The following is a 20,692-nucleotide window of genomic DNA, read 5'->3' as shown; positions in this document are numbered from 1 at the left end:
GCTAGCGCCGCGGAATCCGCAGCCAGTCGGTACCGGAGATCTCCCACCGGTTCGTGCCCGTCGCGAGCTTGACCGGCCAGCCCGCGATGTTGTCGTGGTGCGTCTGCCCGGGACCGAACACGTACGGCGTGCCGACCATCGGATCGGTGATCGGTTTCATCTCGCGCAGCGCCTTCGTCACCGTTTCCCGCGTGATGTCGCCCTGCATGCCGTTGAGCACCTGCAGGAAATACTTCGCCGCGAGGTAGCCGCCCTGGCTGAACGAGGTCAGCGGAATGTTGTTGCGCGTCATGAGATCCCGCCACTCCTTGGTGCGCGGGCTCGACGGGTCGGTGAACGGGTAGAACTCGGCGGGGACGTAAACGCCTTTGCCGGCGTCCGAAACCGCCTTCGCGTACTGTTCGCTGTAGACACTCGTGAGCAGCAGCCAGGTCACGTCTTTCCAGCCCTGTGCCTGCGCGGCTTTCAGCTGGCCGATCGAGTCCGGCTCGACGGGGTTTACCGTCACCGCTTTGCAGCCGGCCGCACGGGCCTTGACGATGTACGGCGTGTAGTCGGAACCGTTGTACGGCACGGTCGCGTCGACGTACTTCAGTTTTTTGCCGGTGATTTTCGACCATTCGTCGATGGCCGCGCGGTAGTATGGCAACGTGTTCCCGGCGATTTCCAGCAGCGCGCACATGTCCTGCAGGTGCAGCACTTCCGAGCCGTACAGCAGGGTCAGCGTCATGTCGTGGAACGGGCCGACATTGGCGGGCCCGATGTTCGGGCTGGTGAAGCACGACGGGTCCACGCCGATGCCGGAGATGGAAAGGACCTTCTCCTGCTGGTAGTACTTGGCGTTGATCTGGCATTCGATGAGGCTGGACGAACCGACCAGCGCCACCGCCTGATCGCCGCCCACGATTTCGCGAGCCGCGGCCGCCGCCGCGGCGGGGTCGCCCTTGTCGTCGATGGCGTGGTATTCGATCTTGCGCCCGTGCACGCCGCCCGCCGCGTTCGCCGCGTCGAAGACGGCCTTGGCGGCCTGGGAGGATTCCGGGAAGGTGGCGGGTCCGCTCAGCGCGTTGACCGAGCCGACCACGATCGGTCCGTTCGGATCGGCGGTGCCCGCGCAGCCCGCCGCGACCAGCGTGACGAGCACGGCCGAGGCGAGCGCGGGCAGGAACTTTCTCATCATGGCTCGGCTTTCCGGTCCGCAGTGACCAGAGGGGGAGGGGAGAGGGGGGCGGTGCCGGGGGAAGGACCGGCACCGCCGTTTCGCGAGAGACTCAGTCGGTCGCCGCGGCGACCGGGGCGGAATCGACGATCTGCTCGAAGCTCGCGACCTTGTCGCCGTCGAACTTCCACACGTGCGCGACCCGGGCGGTGAAAGCCTTGCCGGACTTGCGATTCGTGCCGGTGTACGTCCCGAGCCCGACAATCGAGTCACCGGCGTCCAGCAATGCGGACAACGTGAACTGGTAGCCGTCCCAGTCGCGGGCGATCGCCTCGAAGACGTTGCGCTTCACCTCGTCCGGGCCGGTGTAGGTGCCCGCGTAGGGGAATCCGGCGGCCTCGGTCCAGGTGGTTTCGGGGCCGATCGGGGCGAGCATGCCGTCGAGGTCGCCGCGGTCGCTTGCCTCGTAATGCGCGGTGATCACGTCCAAATTGGACACAGGAGAACTCCTTAGACAGGCTGGACGTCGGGGTAGCTGATCGAACCGAGCGGGTAGATGTGCCCGCCCGCGCGGGAATGCTCGGACCGGCCGTCGCCGGTGATGCCGAGGAAAACGCCGGTGGTGCGCAGGTCGTAGCCGAGGTCGTGCAGCCACACGCTGGCCACCGCGATGCGGAACTCCCGGAAGCAGAACAGGTACAGGCCGTCGGCGAACTTCCAGACGGTCGACATGTCCACGTCGCCGTGCCCGCGCTGCACGCCCTCGACGCACTGCCAGCAGTAGCGTTCGGAGGAGAGATAAACGTGCTCGTACAGATGATTCGGGCTGTAGCGGTAGACATTGCGCTTGCCGATGAGGTCCCGCGACGGCCCCGGCACGTCGCCGGTCGGCTCGCCGCCGTCGGTGGTGCCGGCGTGGAAGGTCTGCGAAACACGCGGCGTGCCTTCGACGTCCTCGTCGCCGATCACCGACCGCACGGTCATCGCGCGGTGCGTGGTGGTCGAGTAGACGACGGTGAGGGACTCGCCCTCGACGCTCGTCAGCGGCAGGTTCACGAAGAAGACGTCGGGACGCACGGCGACCGCGTCGTAGGGATCCTCGACGCCGTTGAGGGTGAGCCGCTCGCTGTCGAGGAACCGCAGCTCGAGCTTCGCGCCGTCATCGAGCGTGACGGTGAGCTCCCGCCCGGTGAGGTCCGCGTTGGGCAGCCGGTAGGTGTCGATCCCGGCGGCGAACTCGTCGTAGGTGCGCCATTCGTCAGGGGAAGGGTCGGACATGCCCATCATGCTCGCCGCGCCCCGGTCCGGGAGCGAATGTTCGTGCGCTGGCGGGCAACTGCCGGACGCTCGCGGTCAATACCAGGGGGTTCGGGGTGGATCGGGGGTGGAGACGACAAGCGGCGCCCCCGGGGCCGGGAGCGCCGTGCGTGGTTGGGGGCGGGATAGGCCGCAGGGCGCGAAGCTCGCTCGGCGACCACTCGAACGCCGCCCGTAAGACCCGCGAGAAATGCGCCGCGTCGACAGATCCCCATCGGCCCGCGCTTGCCGCGATGCGACGGGACGGGCCGTCAGCAACGGCCCCGTAGAGCTGGCGGCAAGTCGCTATCCGCCGCCAGATCCGATGGCTCCGCCACGGAAATGGCGGCCCAAGGTGTCCGGGAGCGCTGTGTGTGGTTTGGCGGGTTCAGCCGCGGGCGCGCAACTCACTGGGCGACTGCGCGAACGCCGCCCGAAACACCCGCGAGAAATGCGCCGCGTCCACAAACCCCCACCGAGCCGCGATTGCCGCGACCGGACGCGCCGCCAGCAACGGATCCCGCAGATCCCGGCGGCAATGCTCCAGCCGCCGCTGCCGGATCCACCCCGCCACCGTCGTCCCCTGCTCCTGGAACAACCCGTGCAGATGCCGGGTGGAGATGTAATGCTCCGCGGCGATCTGCGCGGGCCCGAGATCAGACCGCGACAGATTGGCGTCGATGTAACTCCGGATCCGCCGCATCAGGTCGTGGTGCGGGTCGGCGGCCGTGCGGTCCAGGTCGAGTTCGGTGGCCAGCATCGTGGTCAGCAGGTCGACCGCGTTGTGCGCCAGCCGTATGCCCACCGGGCTCGTCAGCACGTCCAGATTCCCGCCCAGCTGCGCGAGGAACGGCACCACCACGTTCCCGACCCCGGAGCGTCCGGACATCCGCACCGCGGTGAGCTGACCGACCAGATCCCGCGGTAGGTCGACCTGCTGTTGCGGGAACATCAGCACGAGCGTCCGGAAATTCTCTTCGAACACGAGCGAATACGGCCGGTTCGTGTCGTACAGCGCGACATCGCCGGGACGCAGCACCGCCTCGCGGCCGTCCTGGGTGAGGATTCCGGTGCCGGCCAGCATGACGCTCAGCTTGTAGCAGGGCCGGTCCGCGCGGGCGATCAATTCCGGCGTGCGCTCGACCGCGTGCGGCGACGCGGTGATCTCGGTGAGCGCGATCTCGCCCGCCTCGTGCGTGCGGAGCCTGCCGTGGAACCGGTCGCGGTGCTCGGTGCTCACCTGCAGCGGCACGAACGACCGCAGGACCGCGGACCGGAACTCCGTGAAGTCCTGCGCGACCGTGGTCGGCGTCTGCAAGATTGCCGTCATCATGTCACCTCTCCGTCGAAGTGCCGGTACCGCTGCTGACGGTCCGTGAAGGGCTCCTTGCGGGAATCAGATTCCCGGAAGGAGCCCTTCACGGACGGGACGCACCTTAGACCTGTTCGCCCAGTTTGAAACCCCGGGCGGTGTCGTCGGTGCGGGTGTAGGAGAACCCGTCCGCACCGATGGTCACGTCCATTTCCTTCGTGTCGGTCCGTTCCTCGACGGGCTGGAGCTTCCCGTCGAGGTCGAGCACCCGCGAGGCCTCGGTGTACCAGCTCGGCACCACCGGATTGCCCCACCAGTCACGACGCTGGTTGTCGTGCACGTCCCAGCTGATCACCGGGTTGTCCGGGTCGCCGGTGTAATAGTCGTGGGTGTAGATCTCGATCCGGTGCCCGTCCGGGTCACGCACGTACAAATAGAACGCGTTCGACACGCCGTGGCGGCCCGGGCCGCGCTCGATCTGGTCCGATTTCCGCACCGCGCCGAGGTGGTCGCAGATGTGCAGGATCTGGTGCCGCTCGTGCGTCGCGAACGCGATGTGGTGCAGGCGCGGGCCCGCGCCGCCGGTGAGCGCGACGTCGTGCACGGTCGGTTTGCGGAACATCCACGCCGCGTACACGGTGCCCTCGTCGTCCACGATGTCCTCCGACACCCGGAAGCCGAGGCCCTCGTAGTACTTCCGCGCGGCCGGGACGTCCGGCGTGTTCACGTTGAAGTGGTCCAGCCGCGACAGCGCGCCCGGGCCGTGCACGTCGTAGCGCTGGGTGAAGCGCTCGACGTGCTCGGCCTCGTAGAAGAACTCGATCGGGAAGCCGAGCGGGTCCTGCACGCGCACCGCTTCGCCGATGCCGCGCGTGGTGCCCTTCGGGACGCGGCGCACCTGGACGCCGAGTTCCCGGTAGTACGCCTCGGCGACGTCGAGTTCGGCTTCGCTGCGCACGCGGTACGCGAGCACGGACAGCGCGGGCTCCGCACCCTTGCGGATGATCAGCGAATGGTGCAGGTATTCCTCGAACGCGCGCAGGTAGACCGCTTCGTCGTCTTCGTAGGTCACCACGAGACCGAGAATGTCCACATAGAACTCGCGCGACGCGCGGAGGTCGCTGACGATCAGTTCCGCGTAGGCACAGCGGATCACGTCCGGTGGCGTGGTGGTCATGCCTTGTCCTTCCCGGCCCCGAAGCGCGCCGTGTGCACGTCGCCGAGCGTGATGTGCACGGCCTGCTGTTCGGTGTAGAAGTCGATCGAGCGGTAGCCGCCTTCGTGGCCGAGGCCGGACGCCTTGACCCCGCCGAACGGCGTGCGCAGGTCGCGCACGTTGTGCGAGTTCAGCCAGACCATGCCGGCGTCGATGCTCTGCGCGAAGTTGTGCGCGCGGGTGAGGTCGGCGGTCCAGACGTAGGCGGCCAGGCCGTACTTGACGTTGTTGGCCAGCTCGAGCGCTTCCTCGTCGGTGTCGAACGGCGTGATCGCCACGACCGGGCCGAAAATCTCCTCCTGGAAGATCCGCGCGTCCGGCTTCACGTCGGCGAAGACCGTCGGGGCGACGTAGTTCCCGGTTTCCAGGCCCTCCGGACGGCCGCCGCCGGCGAGCAGTTTCCCTTCCGTCTTGCCGATTTCGACGTAGCTCATCACCTTGTCGAAGTGCTCCGGGTGCACGAGCGCGCCGACCTCGGTGGCCGGGTCGTGCGGGTCGCCGACCACGATGTTGCGGGCGCGTTCGGCGTAGCGGGTGCAGAACTCCTCGTAAATCGGGCGCTCGACAAGGATCCGGCTGCCCGCCGTGCAGCGTTCGCCGTTGAGCGAGAAGACGCCGAACAGGGTGGAGTCCAGCGCCGCTTCGAAGTCCGCGTCGGCGAACACGACGGCCGGGGACTTGCCGCCCAGCTCCATCGACATGCCCTTGAGGCCGGGCGCGCAGTTGCGGAAGATCGTTTCGCCGGTGGTGGTTTCGCCGGTGAACGAGATCAGCCGGACGTCCGGGTGCTTGACCAGCGCGTCGCCCGCTTCCTCGCCGAGGCCGTTGACGAGGTTGAACACCCCGTCCGGCACGCCCGCCTCGCGGAAGATGTCCGCCCACAGGCTCGCCGACAGCGGCGTGAACTCGGCGGGCTTCAGCACCACGGTGCAGCCGGCCGCCAGCGCCGGCGCGAGCTTCCAGCTCTCCAGCATGAACGGCGTGTTCCACGGCGTGATCAGCCCGGCGACGCCGACCGGCTTGCGGTTGACGTAGTTGACCTGCTTGCCGGGCACCTTGTAGGTGTCGTCGGCCTGCGCGACGATCAGGTCGGCGAAGAACCGGAAGTTCTCCGCGGCGCGCTGCGCCTGGCCCAGCGCCTGCTTGATCGGCAGGCCGGTGTCGAAGGTCTCCAGTTCGGCCAGCTGCTTGTCGCGGCTCTCCACCAGATCGGCGATCTTGTTGAGGATCCGGGCGCGCTGGCGCGGCAGCATCTTCGGCCACGGACCGTGGTCGAAGGCTTCCTTCGCCGCGGCGACGGCGAGGTCGATGTCCTCGGCCTTGCCCGCCGAAGCCGTCATGTACGGCTTGTTCGTGACCGGGTCGAGCACCTCGAAGGTGTCGCCCGAGACGCTGTCGGCCGGCGCTCCGCCGATGTAGTGGCGGATGTGCTCCGGCAGGTTCTCCGGAACGTAGTGCGCGGTCATGGTCACTTTCCTTCCACGGTGAAGCCGTCGACGGGCGAGAGGTACTGCTCGCCCTGGCGCATCAGTTCGGTGATCCGGGCGATGCCCGGTTCGGTCGGGGTGATCAGCGGCGGGCGCACGAAGCCCGAGCGGATGAGCCCGCGCTGCTCCAGCACCCACTTGCCCGGCGCCGGGTTGGTCTCGACGAACAGCAGGTCGACCAGCGGGTGCAGGCCGTAGTGGATCTCGCGGGCGCGCTCGAAGTCCCCCTCGGTCCACGCGCGGTACATCTCGGCGCTGGCGGCCGGGGCGATGTTGGCGGTGGCGCTCACGAAACCGGTGCCGCCGAGGGAAAGCAGCGGCAGGCACAGCAGCTCGATGCCCGACCAGACGAGCAATTCCTTGCCGCACAAGTGAAGCACGCGGGAGAAGTGCTCGAAGTCCTTGGTGGTCTCCTTGATCCCGACGAAGTTGTCGAAATCGCGGAACAGCCGCGCGACCGTCTCCGGGGCGAGGTCGACCGACGTCCGGCTCGGCACGTTGTAGGCGACGATCGGCAGGTCCGGGAATTCCTTCGCGACCGTGGCGTACCAGCTGTAGAGCGCTTCCTGGGTGGGCCGCGCGTAGTACGGGGTGATGATCAGCGCCGCGTCGATGCCCGCGTCGCGCGCCTCGGAGGTCAGCTCCAGCGTCTCGTCGAGCTTCGCCGAACCGGTGCCAGGCATGAACGGCACCTTGTCGTCCACCGCCTTGGCGACGGTGCGGATCGTCTCCGCGCGCTCGGCCACCGTCATCGCGCCGGGCTCGCCGGTCGAGCCGCCGATCGAGACGCCGTTCGAACCGGACGCGAGCTGCCAGTTGACCAGGTTGGCCAGGCTCTCGTGGTCGACGGCGCCGTCGGCGGTGAACGGGGTCATCAGCGGCGCGATCGAGCCGGTGATGGCGTTCGGGGTACTGCGGAACCTCATGGGGTGGGGTCCTTCCTAGGGAGCTTCGGCGGGCGGGGCGGCCCGCCGGTCGAGGTAGGCGTCGAGGGTGGCGGTGCGGTGCCGGCGCGCGGCCAGTTCGAGTTCCAGCGGGTCGGCGTTCTGCTCGATCAGCACCAGCAGCTGTTCGTGTTCCTTGACCGATTCGTGCGCGCGGCCCGGGACGAAGCTGAACGTCGAATCGCGCAGCGAGGCCAGCCGGTGCCAGCCGCGGTGCACGAGGTCGAGCACGTGCGGGTTCGGGCACGGTTCGAAAAGGACTGAATGGAACTCTTGGTTCAGCTCGGTGAACCGGTGCGGCTCGAAGTTTTCCAGCGACAGCCGCAGCTGCTCGTTGACCGCGCGCGCCCGTTCGATGTCCTCGGCGGACAGTTTCGGCGCGGACAGCGAGGTGGCGAAACCTTCCACCAGGGCAAGGGTTTGCATGGTGTGCTCGTACGCGGTCTCGTCGACCATCACCACCTGCGCGCCGACGTTGCGCTCGAACGTGACCAGCCCTTCGGCTTCGAGCAGCCGGATCGCTTCGCGCACGGGGACGACGCTGACGTCCAGTTCCTTGGCGATCTGCCCCAGCACCAAGCGATAGCCGGGACCGAAGGTCCGGTCGGCGATCCGGTCCTTGATCCAGCGGTACGCGCGCTGCGACTTGCTCTCGCCGGCTACGGGCGCCACTGGGCGTACCTGGCCTTCCAGTGCTCGTTCATCGGGTAGAGGCCGTCGACGCTTTCGCCGTTCGCGACCTGCTCCGCGATGAACGTTTCCTGGCGCTCCTGCTCGATGGCCGCGTCCGCGATCTTTTCCACCAGGTGCGGCGGAATCACGAGCACGCCGTCGGAATCGCCCACGATGACGTCGCCCGGCTGAACTGTCGCGCCGCCGCACGCGATGGTGATGTCGACGTCCCAGGGAACGTGACGGCGGCCGAGCACCGCCGGGTGCGGGCCGGAGTGATAGGTCGGGATGTCCAGCGCGGCCACCGCCGCCAGGTCGCGCACGCCGCCGTCGGTGACGATTCCCGCCGCGCCGCGGACCTGGGCACGGAGGGCGAGGATGTCGCCGATCGTGCCGGTTCCCTTTTCGCCGCGGGCTTCCATGACCAGGACGTCGCCGGGGTTGAGGCTGTCGATGGCGCGTTTCTGGGCGTTGAAGCCGCCGCCGTGGGACTTGAAGAGGTCCTCGCGGAAGGGGACGTAGCGGAGCGTCCGCGCGCGGCCGATGAGTTTCGTGTCCGGACGGGTGGAGCCGAGGCCGTCGATGGAGACGTGGTTGTAGCCGTTCTTGCGCAGCTGGGCGGAAAGCGTTGCCGTGCCTACGCTGGTGAGCTTGGTCTTGAGTTCCTCGGTGAGCACGAATTCGGCCGGGAGCCCCGCGGATTCCCTGTCGCCGTAAGCCTGTTCGCGCTGGTTGTCGTCGATTTTGGGCTGAGCGCTGAACTCCGGGAGCGGCGTGGTGCCCTCCGTGACCGGCGTGACCAGCCGCCCGGTGGTCTTCGCGCCGTAGCTGACCTCCACTTCGACCGTGTCGCCCGGCTGCACGACGGACGATCCGGCTGGCGTTCCGGTGAGGATGACGTCGCCGGGTTCGAGGGTGCTCAGCTGGGAGAGGTCGGCGACGAGGGTGCCGAAGTCGAAGATGAGGTCCTCGGTGGTGTCGTCCTGGACGAGCTCGCCGTTGACCCAGGTGCGGACGCGGAGTTTCGCGGGATCGACCTCCGCGGCCGGGATCGTCGCCGGGCCGAGCGGCGTGAAGCCGTCGCCGCCCTTGGAACGGAGGTTGGAACCGCCGTCGGCGTGCCGAAGATCGTATACGCCGAAGTCATTGGCGGCGGTGACGCTCTCGACGTAGCTCCAGCCTTGGCCGGGGGAGACGTGGCGGGCCCGCTTGCCGATGACGAGCGCGATCTCGCCCTCGAAGGCGAGGAGTTCGGTGCCCGCCGGCCGCTCGATGGGGGTGCCGGAGGCGCTGATGGAGGTGGCGGGCTTGACGAAGTACGAGGGCTTCGCCGGGGTCCTCCCACGCTGCTTGGCACGGGACGGATAGTTCAAATGAAGCGCGATGACCTTGCCCGGCCGCTCCGGCGGGGTGGTGCTCGATACGGGACTCATGGGGGTTGACCTGCCCGGATGTCGTCGGGAGAGGAAGATATCTCAAAAGATATACGATCCTGGCGGGTCGGGGCAAGAGGTGCGTCCGGCCGAAGCCAGGACTAAGGTGACCGATGATTCACGGCCCCTTTTGGGGAGGACCGGAAGCGCTGTCTGACCAAACAGTGCAGGCTGACTTACCACCAGCCGCCGAGTAGCACCCGGACTACGCGGTTCCGGTTACAGAGCGACGTGGGTCATGACAACCGCAGACAACTCGAGCAGCAACACCGGTGCCGGGGCCGGTGTACGTCGTTGCGGAGTTGACTTGCTGTTGCTGGTGGTTCCCCTGTGCACCCTGACTGCCTTCGTCGCAGTGCTCGGTCTCGCGGCGTTCATCGTGCACAAGACCGGAGATACCAAGGGGCTCAGAGACCTGGCCGTCCTGATCCGCGCCTTCCGCCCGTCGCGGCGGATACTGCGTCGGTGCCGCCGCTCTTTGCCGGACGTCCACCGGCCGCCCACACCTCCGGATCAGCGGGGAACTGCTTGAGCGCGTACGGGCCTCGTGAGTGCCTACGCCGGTTCGGGGCTCTAAATAAGCAGGAAGTCACTTCATGACAGACGCATCGACTCCAGGAAGCATGGGCGGATCAGCCGGTCTTCCTCCTCGGCCGGATTCGCAGACCGGTGAGCCGTTCCCGCCGCACGGTCTGAGCTACTTCGGGGGAGAACAGCAACCGCCGGACGCTGACCCGACACGGGAGAACCGTCTCTCTTGGCGGCCGGAGCCGCCGCCTGGCAAGGGTCCTGTGCTGGCCTGGCACCGGGAGAGCCGAAGCGGGAAGATCATGGGCGCCGTCGTCGGTCTGGCATTGATGCTGGCGTTGGTGGCGGGTGTTTCCCTGGTTCGCGGCCTGGGGCTGAGCGCGTTCAAGTACTGGCAGCTCTGGGTCGTCATCGCGGTGTTCACGTTCCTGACGACCAGTCCGTTCACGTATTTGACCTACGCGGCGGGCGCTGACTGGCTTCTGGTGGAACGCTCGAGGTGGGGAATCAAGAAACGAGTCTGGCTTGACCTGTACCACCTGACCAAGATCGACGCGTCCTACGGCGGGACAACCTTCCATCTCTGGCTTTACGGCAAAGACGGCGGATTTTCCCGCAGCTCGCACGAGTTGCAACTGGATCGGCGGATCTGGGATCTCGTGTACAACGGCATCCTGCACTCGGTCGCGAACGGGGCCCAGGTCAGCAACCAAGCGATCGGTATCTTGCAACTGGGCGCAACGCCAGCTTTGAAGATGCGGGACGCGGAGCACCGTGACCTGTGACGGGTGGGGCAGGTATGGGCCTCGTGCGTGCCCATCCCGGTTAGAACCGCGCACTCACGAGGCCCTCGGCAGGCTTTCGCGGGTGCCGCGGGTCTCGCGCGTGCCGGGGAGGGGGTCGGCACACGCGAGACCCTTCTTGCGGCGGGGGCGGGGTCTGTGGGGTGGAAGTCCCGGCTCGCCCGGACGCGGCGCGTGGTCAGCCAAGCGCCCGGGCGAGCCCGCCGCGCCTGCTCTAGGCCCCCTCCTGCCAGCGGGCCAACGGAAGCGACGGAACCCGGTGCCCCCGATGTCCGACCATCTCGTCATTGGCCACCAGCGCGTTCAGCACCGCCTCCTCGACCGCCTGCACCACCGCCTCGAAGAACGGGTCGATCGCACCCCACGGAACGAACCGCATGCTCTCGTACGGCTCGTCGTCCGGCCGGGGGAAATGGCTGGTCAAAGCACCTGCGTTAGCCGTGCTGAAGGCCAGGAACAGGTCGCCGGAGAAGTGCGAGCCGGTGGTCCCGGTCCGAGCCAGCCCGAGCGGCACCCGGCGGGCCAGAGCGGCGCACTGACCAGGCAACAGAGGCGCATCGGTCCCGATCACGACGATCACCGACCCAGCACCGGCGGGAGCGAGCCAGTTCGTGTCGGCCATCGGGTTGTCGTCAAGAAGCTCGGCACCTAGGTGAGATCCAGCGACCGTGAGTTCCGGGCGGCTCCCGAAGTTCGCCTGCACCAAAGCGCCAACGGTGTAGCTGTCCGAACCATGCGAAACAACCCGCGAAGAAGTCCCGGTCCCGCCCTTGAATCCGTAGCAGGTCATCCCGGTCCCGCCGCCCACCGAACCCTCGGCAATGGGGCCGGAGGCAGCCGCGTCGATGGCGGCGACGGCGTGGTCGGTCCGGATAGTCGGGGCGTTGACGTCGTTGAGGTACCCGTCCCACGTCTCCGCCACCACGGGGAGCAGCCACTCCGCCGCGGCGTCCGGGCGTTCCCGCACCACCCAATCGATCGTGCCCCGGTGACACTGTCCGACCGAGTGGGTGCTGGTGATCAAGACCGGCAGGGTCAGGGACCCGGTCTCCGCGAGCCAAGCGCGGCCGGTCATTTCTCCGTTGCCGTTCAAGGAAAAGGTGCCCGCCGAACAAGGCACGTCGAACTGGGAACGGCCGCGCGGCAGGATCGCGGTGACCCCGGTGCGCACCGACGAGCCTTCGATCAAGGTGGTGTATCCGACCTCGACGCCGGGGATGTCAGTGATCGCGTTGTGCGGGCCGGGCTTGCCGCCGAGGGCCAAGCCCAGGTCGCGGGCGCGGGTCATGCGGGGTCCTCCAGGGAGCATCGGGTCGAAACGCGGGCATACGAGAGCACCATCGCCTCGGCGACGGATCGGTCGAGCGGCGGGACGGCTTGGGTCAGGTGCAGGCCGTACCCGTCTTCGAGGGTGACGAGGTTGCGGGCGATGGTGACGGGATCGTCGGTCAGGTCGAAAATCCCGGTCGCGGCACCGGCTTCCAGGATTCCGACGTATCCGCGGACCTGGCGTTCGTACAGCGCGATGTGCCGCGCGGCGTACGCCGGTTCGCGGCGGGCGATGGTGCCCAGTTCGTAGAGCAGCACGCACAGTTCGTCGTTCTTGCCGTTCGGCAGGCCGCTGCCGATCATCGCGCGCATCCGGGCGCGCGGGTCGGCCTCCCCGGCGACGGCGGCTTCGCGCGCGACGCAGAAGCGTTCGACGGCCTCCTGCTGCACGTCTTCGAGCAGGTCGCTCAGGGAGGGGTAGTAGTACAACAGGGAACCCGGCGACATGCCGGCGTGGTCCGCGACGTCGCGCAGCTTCAGGTTCAGCACGCCGCGTTCGACGACCGTGTGCCGCGCCGCGGCCACCAGTTCCGCCCGCCGCTCGGGGGCCTTGCTCGGTCTTGCCATGCCTTGATTCTTTGAACAAATCTCGAAAAATGCAACCCCTGAACGGATCGAGACCGCTGAAGTCTTGACGTGGCGGGCGTGAGGGCCTTAGCTGAACGCCCGGCTGGTTATTTGAGTTCCATTCAAACAACGTACCTGAGCAACGACTTGATGGAGGCCAGCGTTGTCCACCCCCGTCTTGCGCCGCGGGTTGCGCACCCTCGGCATGCTGCTGATCACGCTTTCCGCGATCAGCCCGGCGTCCTCGGTGTTCGTCATCGCACCGGGCGTCCTCACCGGCGCCGGATCGGGCGCCTTCTACGCCTTCCTCGCCGCCGCCGTAGTCGGCATCTTCATGGCCTTCGTGTACGCCGAACTCGGCTCGGCCTTCCCGAGCGCGGGCGGGGAGTACACGATCGCCGCGCGCACGCTGGGCAAACTGCCCGGATTCATGGTGCTGGGCATCATGATCGTGACGCAGGTGCTGATCGTCGCGGTGATCGCGCTCGGCGTCGGCCAGTACCTGAGCGTGGTGCTGCCCGGCGTGTCCCCGGCGGTCGTGGCGGCGGTGACGTGCGTGCTCGCGGCGATCGTCGCGGTGTTCGACATCAAGCTGAACGCCTGGGTCACCGGCATTTTCCTCGCGGTGGAGCTGCTGGCGCTGGCCGTGGTCGCGGTGCTCGGGCTGGCCAAGCCGGCCCGTCCGTTCACCGACCTGATCGCGCATCCGGTCGCCCCGGGCGGCGGTCCGGCGACGATCAGCGCGGTGATGATCGCTACCGCCATCGCGATCTTCGCCTACAACGGCTACGGCTCGGCTGTCTACTTCGGAGAAGAGACCAAGGACGCCGGACGCGGGGTGGCGCGCGCTGTCCTCATGGGACTCGGGGTGACCGTGCTGGCCGAGCTGATCCCGGTCACCGCGGTGCTGATGGGCGCACCGGATCTCGGCACTTTGTTCAGCTCTCCCAACATGTTGTCGTACTTCGTGCAAGCTCGCGGCGGCAGCACGCTCGACACCGTGCTGAGCCTCGCGGTCGCGCTCGCCATCATCAACGCCGTCCTCGCGATCGTGCTGATCAGTTCCCGGCTGGTGTTCAGCAGCGGCCGCGACCGGGCGTGGCCGAAGGCGATGAACCGCGCGCTCTCGGCGGTGCACCCGAAGTTCGGCACCCCGTGGGTCGCGACGCTGGCGACCGGATTCATCGCTGCCGCACTGTGCTTTGTGGACCCGCAGATCCTGACAGTCGTGACCAGCACGTCGATCGTCGTCGTGTACGCGGCGCTGTGCCTCGGCGCCCTCCTGGGCCGCCGCTCCGGAGCGACGGCGGGGGCCAAGTACCGGATGCCCGGGTTCCCGATCGCGCCGGTCGTGGCGTTGATCGCGCTGGCGTTCGTGCTGTACGTGAACGCGACCGACCCGGTGATCGGACGGCCGAGTCTCATCGTCACCGGCGCGATCGCGTTGCTGGCCTTGGGTTATTACCTCGTGGTGCTGCGTCGCCGGGGCGGCTGGCAGCTGAGCGAGGCGGTGGAGGAAGAGGAGACCGCGCCCGCGCCGGTGCGGGAGACCTCGTAAGCCGCGGCTGGACCGTCCACTTGCGACGCGGGCGGCCTGGTCGCGCGGTGCCGAGGTCCGTGAGGGGAACCCTGAGGGACTCTGATTCCCTCAGGGTTCCCCTCACGGACCTTCGCCGCGTTCCTGCCGTACGCCGCACTGCTGAGAAAGCCCCGTTGCGGGATGATGCCCTGGTGCGGGTTTCAGTGCTGGACACGTCGCCGATCGTCGCGGGATCGACCGCGCGGGAGGCGTTGCGGCGCACGGTCGATCTCGCCGAACTGGCCGACGAGCTGGGATATCACCGCTACTGGCTGCCCGAACACCACGGCATGCGTGGTGTCGCGAGCGCCGCGCCTGCCGTGGCAGTCGCCCGCGTCGCGGATGCCACGAAACGGATCCGCGTCGGCGCGGGCGGCGTCCTGCTGCTCAACCATCCGCCGCTCGTCGTCGCCGAGCAGTTCGGCACGCTCGCCGCGTTCCATCCGGACCGGATCGACCTCGGGCTGGGCCGCGCGCTCGGCGGTCCGCAACGAGTGGCCGCCGCGCTGAACCCCGGTCCGGCGGACAGCTTTCCCGGCCGCATCAAGGAGTTGCTGGCCTACTTCTCCGACGCGGACCAGCCGCTGCGCGCAACTCCGGCGCAAGGGAACGTGCCGGGCATCTGGCTCCTCGGCTCGAGCACCGCCAGCGCACACCTCGCCGCCGAACTAGGCCTGCCGTACGCGTTCGCCTACCACCTTCGCCCCGCCGAAGCCGCCGCCGCGACCCGGATCTACCGCGAGCACTTCCGCCCCGGCCACACTGCTGAACCGTCCATTGTGGTCAGCGTCGCGGTGGTAGCCGCCGCGACCGAGGAACGGGCCGAATGGCTCGCCAGGTCCATTCGGGCTAAAGCGTTGAGCCGTTCGCGCGGCGAGCGGATCTTGTTGCCGCGCCCGGAAGACGCCGTCGTGGACCCGGCCGTCGGTCCCGGCCCGGTACTCGCCGGAGCCCCGGCGGCGCTGCGGAATTCATTGCGCACAGTCATCGCCGAAACCGGCGCGGACGAACTGATGATCACCACCCCGATCCACGACCACGCGGAGCGGAAACGGTCCTATGCGCTGGTCCGGGAGATCTCGGACACTTTGCCCGCGCGCGATTGATCCCGTTTTGCCCGATTAGCTGCCAGGAAACCGGCTGCGGCGCACGGGGTTTCCCCAACGTTCAACCTGGCACGGGTTCGCATGTCACTTGTCGTGCCTAAGTTCCTCACGGCTTCGGAAAGTGGGGATTCATGAAAACCAGCGACGCGGTGCGGGCCCGCGCGATCACCAAGTGTTTCGGCGACGTCATCGCGCTCGACGGTGTCGATCTCGACGTCGCCTACGGCGAGATCCACGGGCTCGTCGGCCCGAACGGCGCGGGCAAGACGACGCTGCTCGGCCTGCTGCTCGGACTCGCGGTCGCCGACGAGGGCGAACTCGAGATCCTCGGCCGCCCGGTCGGCCGCGCGCTCGCCACCCCGGACGGCATCTCCGGGTTCGTCGACGGCCCGGGGCTGTACCCCTCGCTCACCGCCCGGCAGAACCTCGCCGCGCTCGCCTCGCTGCGCGGACAGACGGTCGACATCGATGACCTTCTCGCGCAGGTCGGGCTCACCGACGTCGCCGACGACCGGGCACGCGGGTTTTCCCTCGGCATGCGCCAGCGCCTCGGCCTCGCCGCCGCGCTGCTGACCAAGCCGCGTCTGCTGATCCTCGACGAGCCCGCCAACGGCCTCGACCCGGCGGGCAAGAAACACGTGCACAGCGTGCTCACCCGGCTCGCCGACGAGGGCACCGCGGTGGTGCTGTCCAGCCACCGGATGGACGACCTCGAAGCGCTCTGCTCGGAGGTCACCATCCTGTCCGCCGGTTGCGTCGTTTTCACCGGCCCGCTGGCGAAACTGTCCTCCGACGACCGCGAACTGGCTTACCGCCTGGTCACCTCGGACCAGAAGGCCGCGCGCGAGATCGCCGAGAACGTGCCCGGGCTGCGGATCGACGACACCCAGGCCCCGCGCGGACAGGCCGACGTCCTGGTGGTGAGCGGCCTGGTGCCCGCGCTGGACGACCTCGTCGCACGCGTCGTCGGCCAGGGCATCGGCGTACGGGAACTGGCTCCGGTCGTTTCGCCGCTGGAGGCGGCTTTCCTGGAGCTCACGGAGCAGGGGGACAAGCGATGACCGTCACCGAGGAACGGGCACCGGCGCCGGTCCGCCCGGTCGGACTGGGCCGCGGCTACCGGTTCGAGCTGGTGAAGTTGTTGTCGCAGTGGCGGATCCGGGTGCTGCTGCTCGCCTGCTGGATCGCGCCGGCGGTGTTCGTCGCCGCGGTCAGTCAGCAGAGCGACCTGCCCGTGGACACCCTGTTCGGCCGCCTGATGAACACCACCGGTTGGGCCGGGCCGCTCGTGCTGCTCGGTTTCGCGGGCAGTTACGCGCTTCCGCTGCTGACGTCGCTGGTCGCCGGGGACGTCTTCGCCGCCGAAGACCGGCTCGGCACCTGGCGGCACCTGCTGGTGGCGATGCGGTCGTACCGGCGGATCTTCGTGTCGAAGGCGCTCGCCAGTCTCACCGTGATCTTGTTGCTGGTCCTCGGATTGGCGGTGTCCAGCACGGTCGGCGGTCTCGTCGCGGTCGGCGGACAGCCGCTGATCGGCCTCGACGGGCACCTGCTGTCCTCGGGCGACGCGGCGGTGAAGGTCATTCTCGCCTGGATCTGCGTGCTCGCCCCGACCCTTGCCCTGGCGGGGATCGGCCTGCTCGGCTCTGTCGCATTAGGACGGTCGCCGATGGGCTTGCTGCTGCCCGCGGTGGTCGCGCTCGTGATGGCGGTGGCGCAGTTGCTGCCGCTGCCGGTCGTCGTGCGGCTCGCGCTGCCGACGTACGCGTTCATCTCGTGGAACGGCCTCTTCACCGACCCGGCCCAGGTCGGTCCGCTGCTGATCGGCGTCGGGGTGAGCCTGGTCTGGGCAGTGGTCGCGACTGCGCTGGCCTACCTGCTCTTCGTGCGTCGTGACTTCACCGATCTGACCTATGACGGCGCCGGTCGTCGCGTACTGACTGCGGGCTTGCTGCCGCTCGCCGCGCTGGTCGGCGTCACGGTGGCAGTCGTCGCGGTCGCAACGCCTGCCTCGGGTTCGGGCATCGACCAGGCCAAGCTGCAGCAGTCGCTGTCCGCCGAATTCGCGCACCTCTACCGGCTCCAGGCCGCACAGCTGCACCGTCCGGACGTCACGGAGGAGCAGCTCGCGGCCAGCACGGAATGCACCAAGGGCGGCGGTCTCGTCGAGGCCGAAGGCCCCGGCAACGACTGGCGGTGCGTCGTCTCCTGGCATCTCCCCGGCATCTCGGCGACCGGACAGGCGATCTACCAGCTCGATGTCACCTCGGACGGGCGGTATGTCGCCGACGGCGACGGACCGAAGGAAGTGAACGGCTACTTCCAGGTGCGGACCCCGGAAGGGGACCGGCCCAACCCGCTGTGGCAGTTCGACGGCAACGTCGAACTGCTCTCCTCCACGAAGGGATGAGGACATGCAAGTAACGCGCCGTCGCAGGCGTGGCGGGAAGAAAGAACTCCGCAGATCCCGCAAGCTGCGCTTCGTCACGGCGGGCGCGACCACGGTCGCTCTCGTCGCCACGGGCTCGGGCATCGGCCTCGCCTCCACCAAGCAGTTCGGCACCGACCAGGTCGGCCAGGAAACCGCGAACGGCCTGACCATCTCCAGCGACCAGTACCTCAAGCCGATCGGCGAGCGGCTGGTCGTGCCCAACGGCAAGATCATGTCCTCGACGGTCAGCCCGGACGGCGGCCACCTCGCCGCGCTGACCACCGACGGCGGCATCGCGCTGACCATCGTCGACCTGAAGAGCTGGAAGGTGCAGCAGCTCGTCGGCAAGGACAAGAAGGCCGACCTGCAGCTGCCGGGCAACGACGTCGGCCAGGAAGGCCCGTCGTACTCGCCGGACGGCAAAACGCTGTGGCTGGGCCAGATCGACGGCTACCGCAAGTTCGACGTGAAGCCGGACGGCACCGTCGCCAACCCGACCTGGGTCGCGATCCCGGCCGACGGGGACAAGCATTCCCTTGCCGCGGGCGCGATCTTCTCGCCCGACGGGTCCACCGTGTACTCCGCGGTGAACGGCCAGAACCGGGTTGTCGCGATCGACGCCGCCAGCGGCCAGATCAAGCAGAGCTGGACCGTCGGCAACGCGCCGCGCGGGCTGGTGCGGATCGGCAACCGGGTCTACGTCGGCAACGAGGGCGGCCGCGCGGCGAAGCCGGGCGACACCACGATCAACTCGTACGGCACCGACATCGTCGCCGACCCGAAGACCGGGGCCGCCACCACCGGCACGGTCAGCGTGATCGACCTGGCGAACCCGGCCGCGCCGGTCAAGAGCATCGACGTCGGCCTGCACCCGACCGCGCTGCGCGCCAAGAACAACACCCTGTTCGTGGCGAACACCGGCGGCGACAGCGTTTCGGTGATCGACGCCCAGCGCGACGTCGTGGTGCAGACCATCGCGACGCAGCCGTGGCCGGAGGCGAACGTCGGCTACGAGCCGACCGACATCGCGCTCACCGACGACGGCCACCTGCTGGTGACCCTCGGGCGGGCGAACGCGGTCGCGGTCTACCGTTACTGGTTCCCGCAGGCCCCCGCCGCCTTCATCGGACTGCTGCCGACGGACTACTTCCCGTCCGGCATCTCCGCCTCGGGCAAGAACATCCTCGTCGCGAACACCCGCGGCATCGACGCCCGCCGCCCGACCACCGCGGCCGGGCACGCCACGCACGACACCACGTCGAGCCTGCAGCGGTTCACCCTGCCGACCGACTGGCAGACCTGGGCGCAGACGTATCAGGTGTTCAAGCAGAACGGCTGGACACCGGGTTCGGTGCAGAAGGCCAACGGCAACCGCAACGTCAAGCCGGTTCCGGTTCCGCAGCGCCTCGGCGACCCGTCCACGATCAAGCACGTTTTCCTGCTGGTCAAGGAAAACCGGACGTACGACCAGCTCTTCGGCGACATGCAGAAGGGCAACGGCAACCCGGCGCTCGCGCAGTTCGGCCAGGCCGTCACGCCGAACCAGCACGCGCTGGCCGACCAGTTCGGGTTGTACGACAACACCTACGACATCGGCACGAACTCGGCCGAGGGCCACAACTGGCTGATGCAGGCGGACAACCCGGAGTACACCGAGTCGTCGGCGGGCGAGTACAAGCGCAGCTACGACACCGAGGACGACGCGCTGGGCCACCAGCGCAGCGGCTTCCTGTGGAGCGGGGCGCAGGCGGCGGGCAAGTCCGTCCGCGACTTCGGCGAGTTCCACCAGTTCCTGACCAAGCCCGCGGGCGCGAGCTGGCAGAACCTGTACTGCGACTCGAAGAACATGGCCGCGACCGGCGAGCCGACCGCGTACCCGCTGGTCTCGTCGTCGCCGATCCCGTCGCTGAACAGCGTTTCGGTGCCGGGCTTCCCGAAGTTCGACACCGACGTGCCGGACCAGTACCGGTACGAGATCTGGAAGAACGACTTCGAGAAGAACGGCCCGGCCGACCTGAACATGTTCTGGCTGTCGAGCGACCACACCGGCGGGCCGCCGAGCCCGGCCGCGCAGGTCGCCGACAACGACCTGGCCGTCGGCAAGATCGTCGACAAGATCTCGCACAGCCAGTACTGGAAGGACTCCGCGATCTTCGTGGTCGAGGACGACTCCCAGGCCGGGCTGGACCACGTCGACGGACACCGGGCGCCGATCCAGATCATCAGCCCGTACGCCCAGCACGGCGCGACCGACAGCCGGTACTACTCGCAGATCACCATGATCCGCACCATCGAGCAGATCCTCGGGATCCACCCGATGAACCAGAAGGACAGCGCGGCCACCCCGATGGCGACCGCGTTCACGCAGAAGCCGGACACCACGCCGTTCACCGCGGTGCCGAACCAGACGTCGCTGACCGCGGGCCTGAAGACCCCGCCGTCGTGCGGCACGGACAACGTCCCGACGGCGTCGACCGCGGCGGCGTCGGCGGCGGTGCCCGCGGACAAGCAGCAGCTGGCGCAGCAGTGGCAGCAATGGCAGTCGCAGCAGAAGCTGACCGGCCCGAACGCCACGGCGGACTACGCCAACCCCGCGCAGATGGACCACTTCACGTGGTACCAGGTGCACGGGTGGAACCAGCCGTATCCGGGCGAGAGCAAGATTTTCGCGCCGGACCAGGTTCCCGGGGCGTTCATTCCGTCGGCCGAATCCGACGGCTGATTCGTTAGCTGGTAAGGGAAAGCCCCTGTCCGCCGGTGTGCGGGCAGGGGCTTTTCGCACGGGCTGGCGGGTCGTGAGGGGAACCCTGAGGGAATCAGATTCCCTCAG

17 protein-coding genes are annotated in these 20,692 nt (G+C 68.3%); 6 read left to right on the top strand and 11 right to left on the bottom strand.

The annotated features are described in order from the left end of the window. Position 1: 1 nt before the first annotated feature. The 9 genes from ACFORO_RS21285 to ACFORO_RS21245 all read right to left on the bottom strand — a co-directional run bounded on the left by ACFORO_RS21285 (position 2) and on the right by ACFORO_RS21245 (position 9,519). The gene (locus ACFORO_RS21285) at positions 2-1,180 is read right to left on the bottom strand and encodes an ABC transporter substrate-binding protein (protein ID WP_377873868.1); all 1,179 of its coding nucleotides are present in this window, start codon (positions 1,178-1,180) and stop codon (positions 2-4) included. 91 nt (positions 1,181-1,271) lie between these two features. Then, the gene (locus ACFORO_RS21280) at positions 1,272-1,658 is read right to left on the bottom strand and encodes a nuclear transport factor 2 family protein (protein WP_344286154.1); all 387 of its coding nucleotides are present in this window, start codon (positions 1,656-1,658) and stop codon (positions 1,272-1,274) included. Between the two features lie 11 nt (positions 1,659-1,669). Next, the gene (locus ACFORO_RS21275; RefSeq protein ID WP_377873867.1) at positions 1,670-2,437 is read right to left on the bottom strand and encodes a MoaF C-terminal domain-containing protein; all 768 of its coding nucleotides are present in this window, start codon (positions 2,435-2,437) and stop codon (positions 1,670-1,672) included. Positions 2,438-2,843: 406 nt separating this feature from the next. Further along, the gene (locus tag ACFORO_RS21270) at positions 2,844-3,785 is read right to left on the bottom strand and encodes an AraC-like ligand-binding domain-containing protein (protein WP_377873866.1); all 942 of its coding nucleotides are present in this window, start codon (positions 3,783-3,785) and stop codon (positions 2,844-2,846) included. Between the two features lie 106 nt (positions 3,786-3,891). After that, positions 3,892-4,944: a 3,4-dihydroxyphenylacetate 2,3-dioxygenase gene (hpaD, locus tag ACFORO_RS21265; protein ID WP_377873865.1), complete on the bottom strand. Its 1,053-nt coding sequence runs from the start codon at positions 4,942-4,944 to the stop codon at positions 3,892-3,894. After that, entirely contained in the window at positions 4,941-6,449 is a 1,509-nt protein-coding gene (hpaE, locus tag ACFORO_RS21260; protein WP_354740389.1) for a 5-carboxymethyl-2-hydroxymuconate semialdehyde dehydrogenase, read from the bottom strand. Before hpaE ends, hpaD begins: the two co-directional genes overlap by 4 nt. 2 nt (positions 6,450-6,451) lie before the next feature. Then, positions 6,452-7,396: a 4-hydroxy-tetrahydrodipicolinate synthase gene (gene dapA, locus ACFORO_RS21255; RefSeq protein ID WP_377873864.1), complete on the bottom strand. Its 945-nt coding sequence runs from the start codon at positions 7,394-7,396 to the stop codon at positions 6,452-6,454. A 15-nt stretch (positions 7,397-7,411) separates the two neighbouring features. Beyond that, on the bottom strand, positions 7,412-8,086 hold the full coding sequence (locus tag ACFORO_RS21250; protein WP_354740393.1) for a GntR family transcriptional regulator: 675 nt from the start codon (positions 8,084-8,086) through the stop codon (positions 7,412-7,414). Next, positions 8,074-9,519: a fumarylacetoacetate hydrolase family protein gene (locus tag ACFORO_RS21245; protein ID WP_377873863.1), complete on the bottom strand. Its 1,446-nt coding sequence runs from the start codon at positions 9,517-9,519 to the stop codon at positions 8,074-8,076. The genes ACFORO_RS21250 and ACFORO_RS21245 overlap by 13 nt, the downstream gene beginning before the upstream one ends. Positions 9,520-10,349: 830 nt before the next feature. Between ACFORO_RS21245 and ACFORO_RS21240 the strand changes: the two genes are divergently transcribed. After that, positions 10,350-10,832, top strand: coding sequence for a hypothetical protein (locus ACFORO_RS21240; RefSeq protein WP_377873862.1), 483 nt, complete (start codon positions 10,350-10,352; stop codon positions 10,830-10,832). Between the two features lie 232 nt (positions 10,833-11,064). On the opposite strand, the gene ACFORO_RS21235 is transcribed toward ACFORO_RS21240, so the two are convergent. Continuing rightward, a complete protein-coding gene (locus tag ACFORO_RS21235) occupies positions 11,065-12,138 on the bottom strand; it encodes a DmpA family aminopeptidase (RefSeq protein ID WP_377873861.1) in 1,074 nt (357 codons plus the stop codon). Beyond that, the gene (locus ACFORO_RS21230; protein WP_354740401.1) at positions 12,135-12,746 is read right to left on the bottom strand and encodes a TetR/AcrR family transcriptional regulator; all 612 of its coding nucleotides are present in this window, start codon (positions 12,744-12,746) and stop codon (positions 12,135-12,137) included. Before ACFORO_RS21230 ends, ACFORO_RS21235 begins: the two co-directional genes overlap by 4 nt. A 163-nt stretch (positions 12,747-12,909) precedes the next feature. Here ACFORO_RS21230 and ACFORO_RS21225 point away from each other — a divergent pair, with 163 nt between their 5' ends. The 5 genes from ACFORO_RS21225 to ACFORO_RS21205 all read left to right on the top strand — a co-directional run bounded on the left by ACFORO_RS21225 (position 12,910) and on the right by ACFORO_RS21205 (position 20,584). Continuing rightward, positions 12,910-14,304, top strand: coding sequence for an APC family permease (locus ACFORO_RS21225; protein ID WP_377873860.1), 1,395 nt, complete (start codon positions 12,910-12,912; stop codon positions 14,302-14,304). 173 nt (positions 14,305-14,477) lie between these two features. Continuing rightward, positions 14,478-15,431, top strand: coding sequence for an MsnO8 family LLM class oxidoreductase (locus ACFORO_RS21220; RefSeq protein WP_377873859.1), 954 nt, complete (start codon positions 14,478-14,480; stop codon positions 15,429-15,431). A gap of 131 nt (positions 15,432-15,562) precedes the next feature. Continuing rightward, on the top strand, positions 15,563-16,492 hold the full coding sequence (locus ACFORO_RS21215; RefSeq protein ID WP_377873858.1) for an ABC transporter ATP-binding protein: 930 nt from the start codon (positions 15,563-15,565) through the stop codon (positions 16,490-16,492). After that, positions 16,489-17,841 carry an ABC transporter permease gene (locus ACFORO_RS21210; RefSeq protein ID WP_377873857.1) on the top strand — a complete coding sequence of 451 codons (1,353 nt, stop codon included), beginning with the start codon at positions 16,489-16,491 and terminating at the stop codon, positions 17,839-17,841. The genes ACFORO_RS21215 and ACFORO_RS21210 overlap by 4 nt, the downstream gene beginning before the upstream one ends. A gap of 4 nt (positions 17,842-17,845) precedes the next feature. Further along, positions 17,846-20,584 carry a bifunctional YncE family protein/alkaline phosphatase family protein gene (locus ACFORO_RS21205; RefSeq protein WP_377873856.1) on the top strand — a complete coding sequence of 913 codons (2,739 nt, stop codon included), beginning with the start codon at positions 17,846-17,848 and terminating at the stop codon, positions 20,582-20,584. Positions 20,585-20,692: the final 108 nt, after the last annotated feature.

The organism is Amycolatopsis halotolerans (assembly GCF_042647905.1).
GTDB classification, from domain to species: domain Bacteria; phylum Actinomycetota; class Actinomycetes; order Mycobacteriales; family Pseudonocardiaceae; genus Amycolatopsis; species Amycolatopsis halotolerans.
Note: the sequence above shows the minus strand (reverse complement) of the source record. Positions and strands in the feature narration are given on the sequence as shown.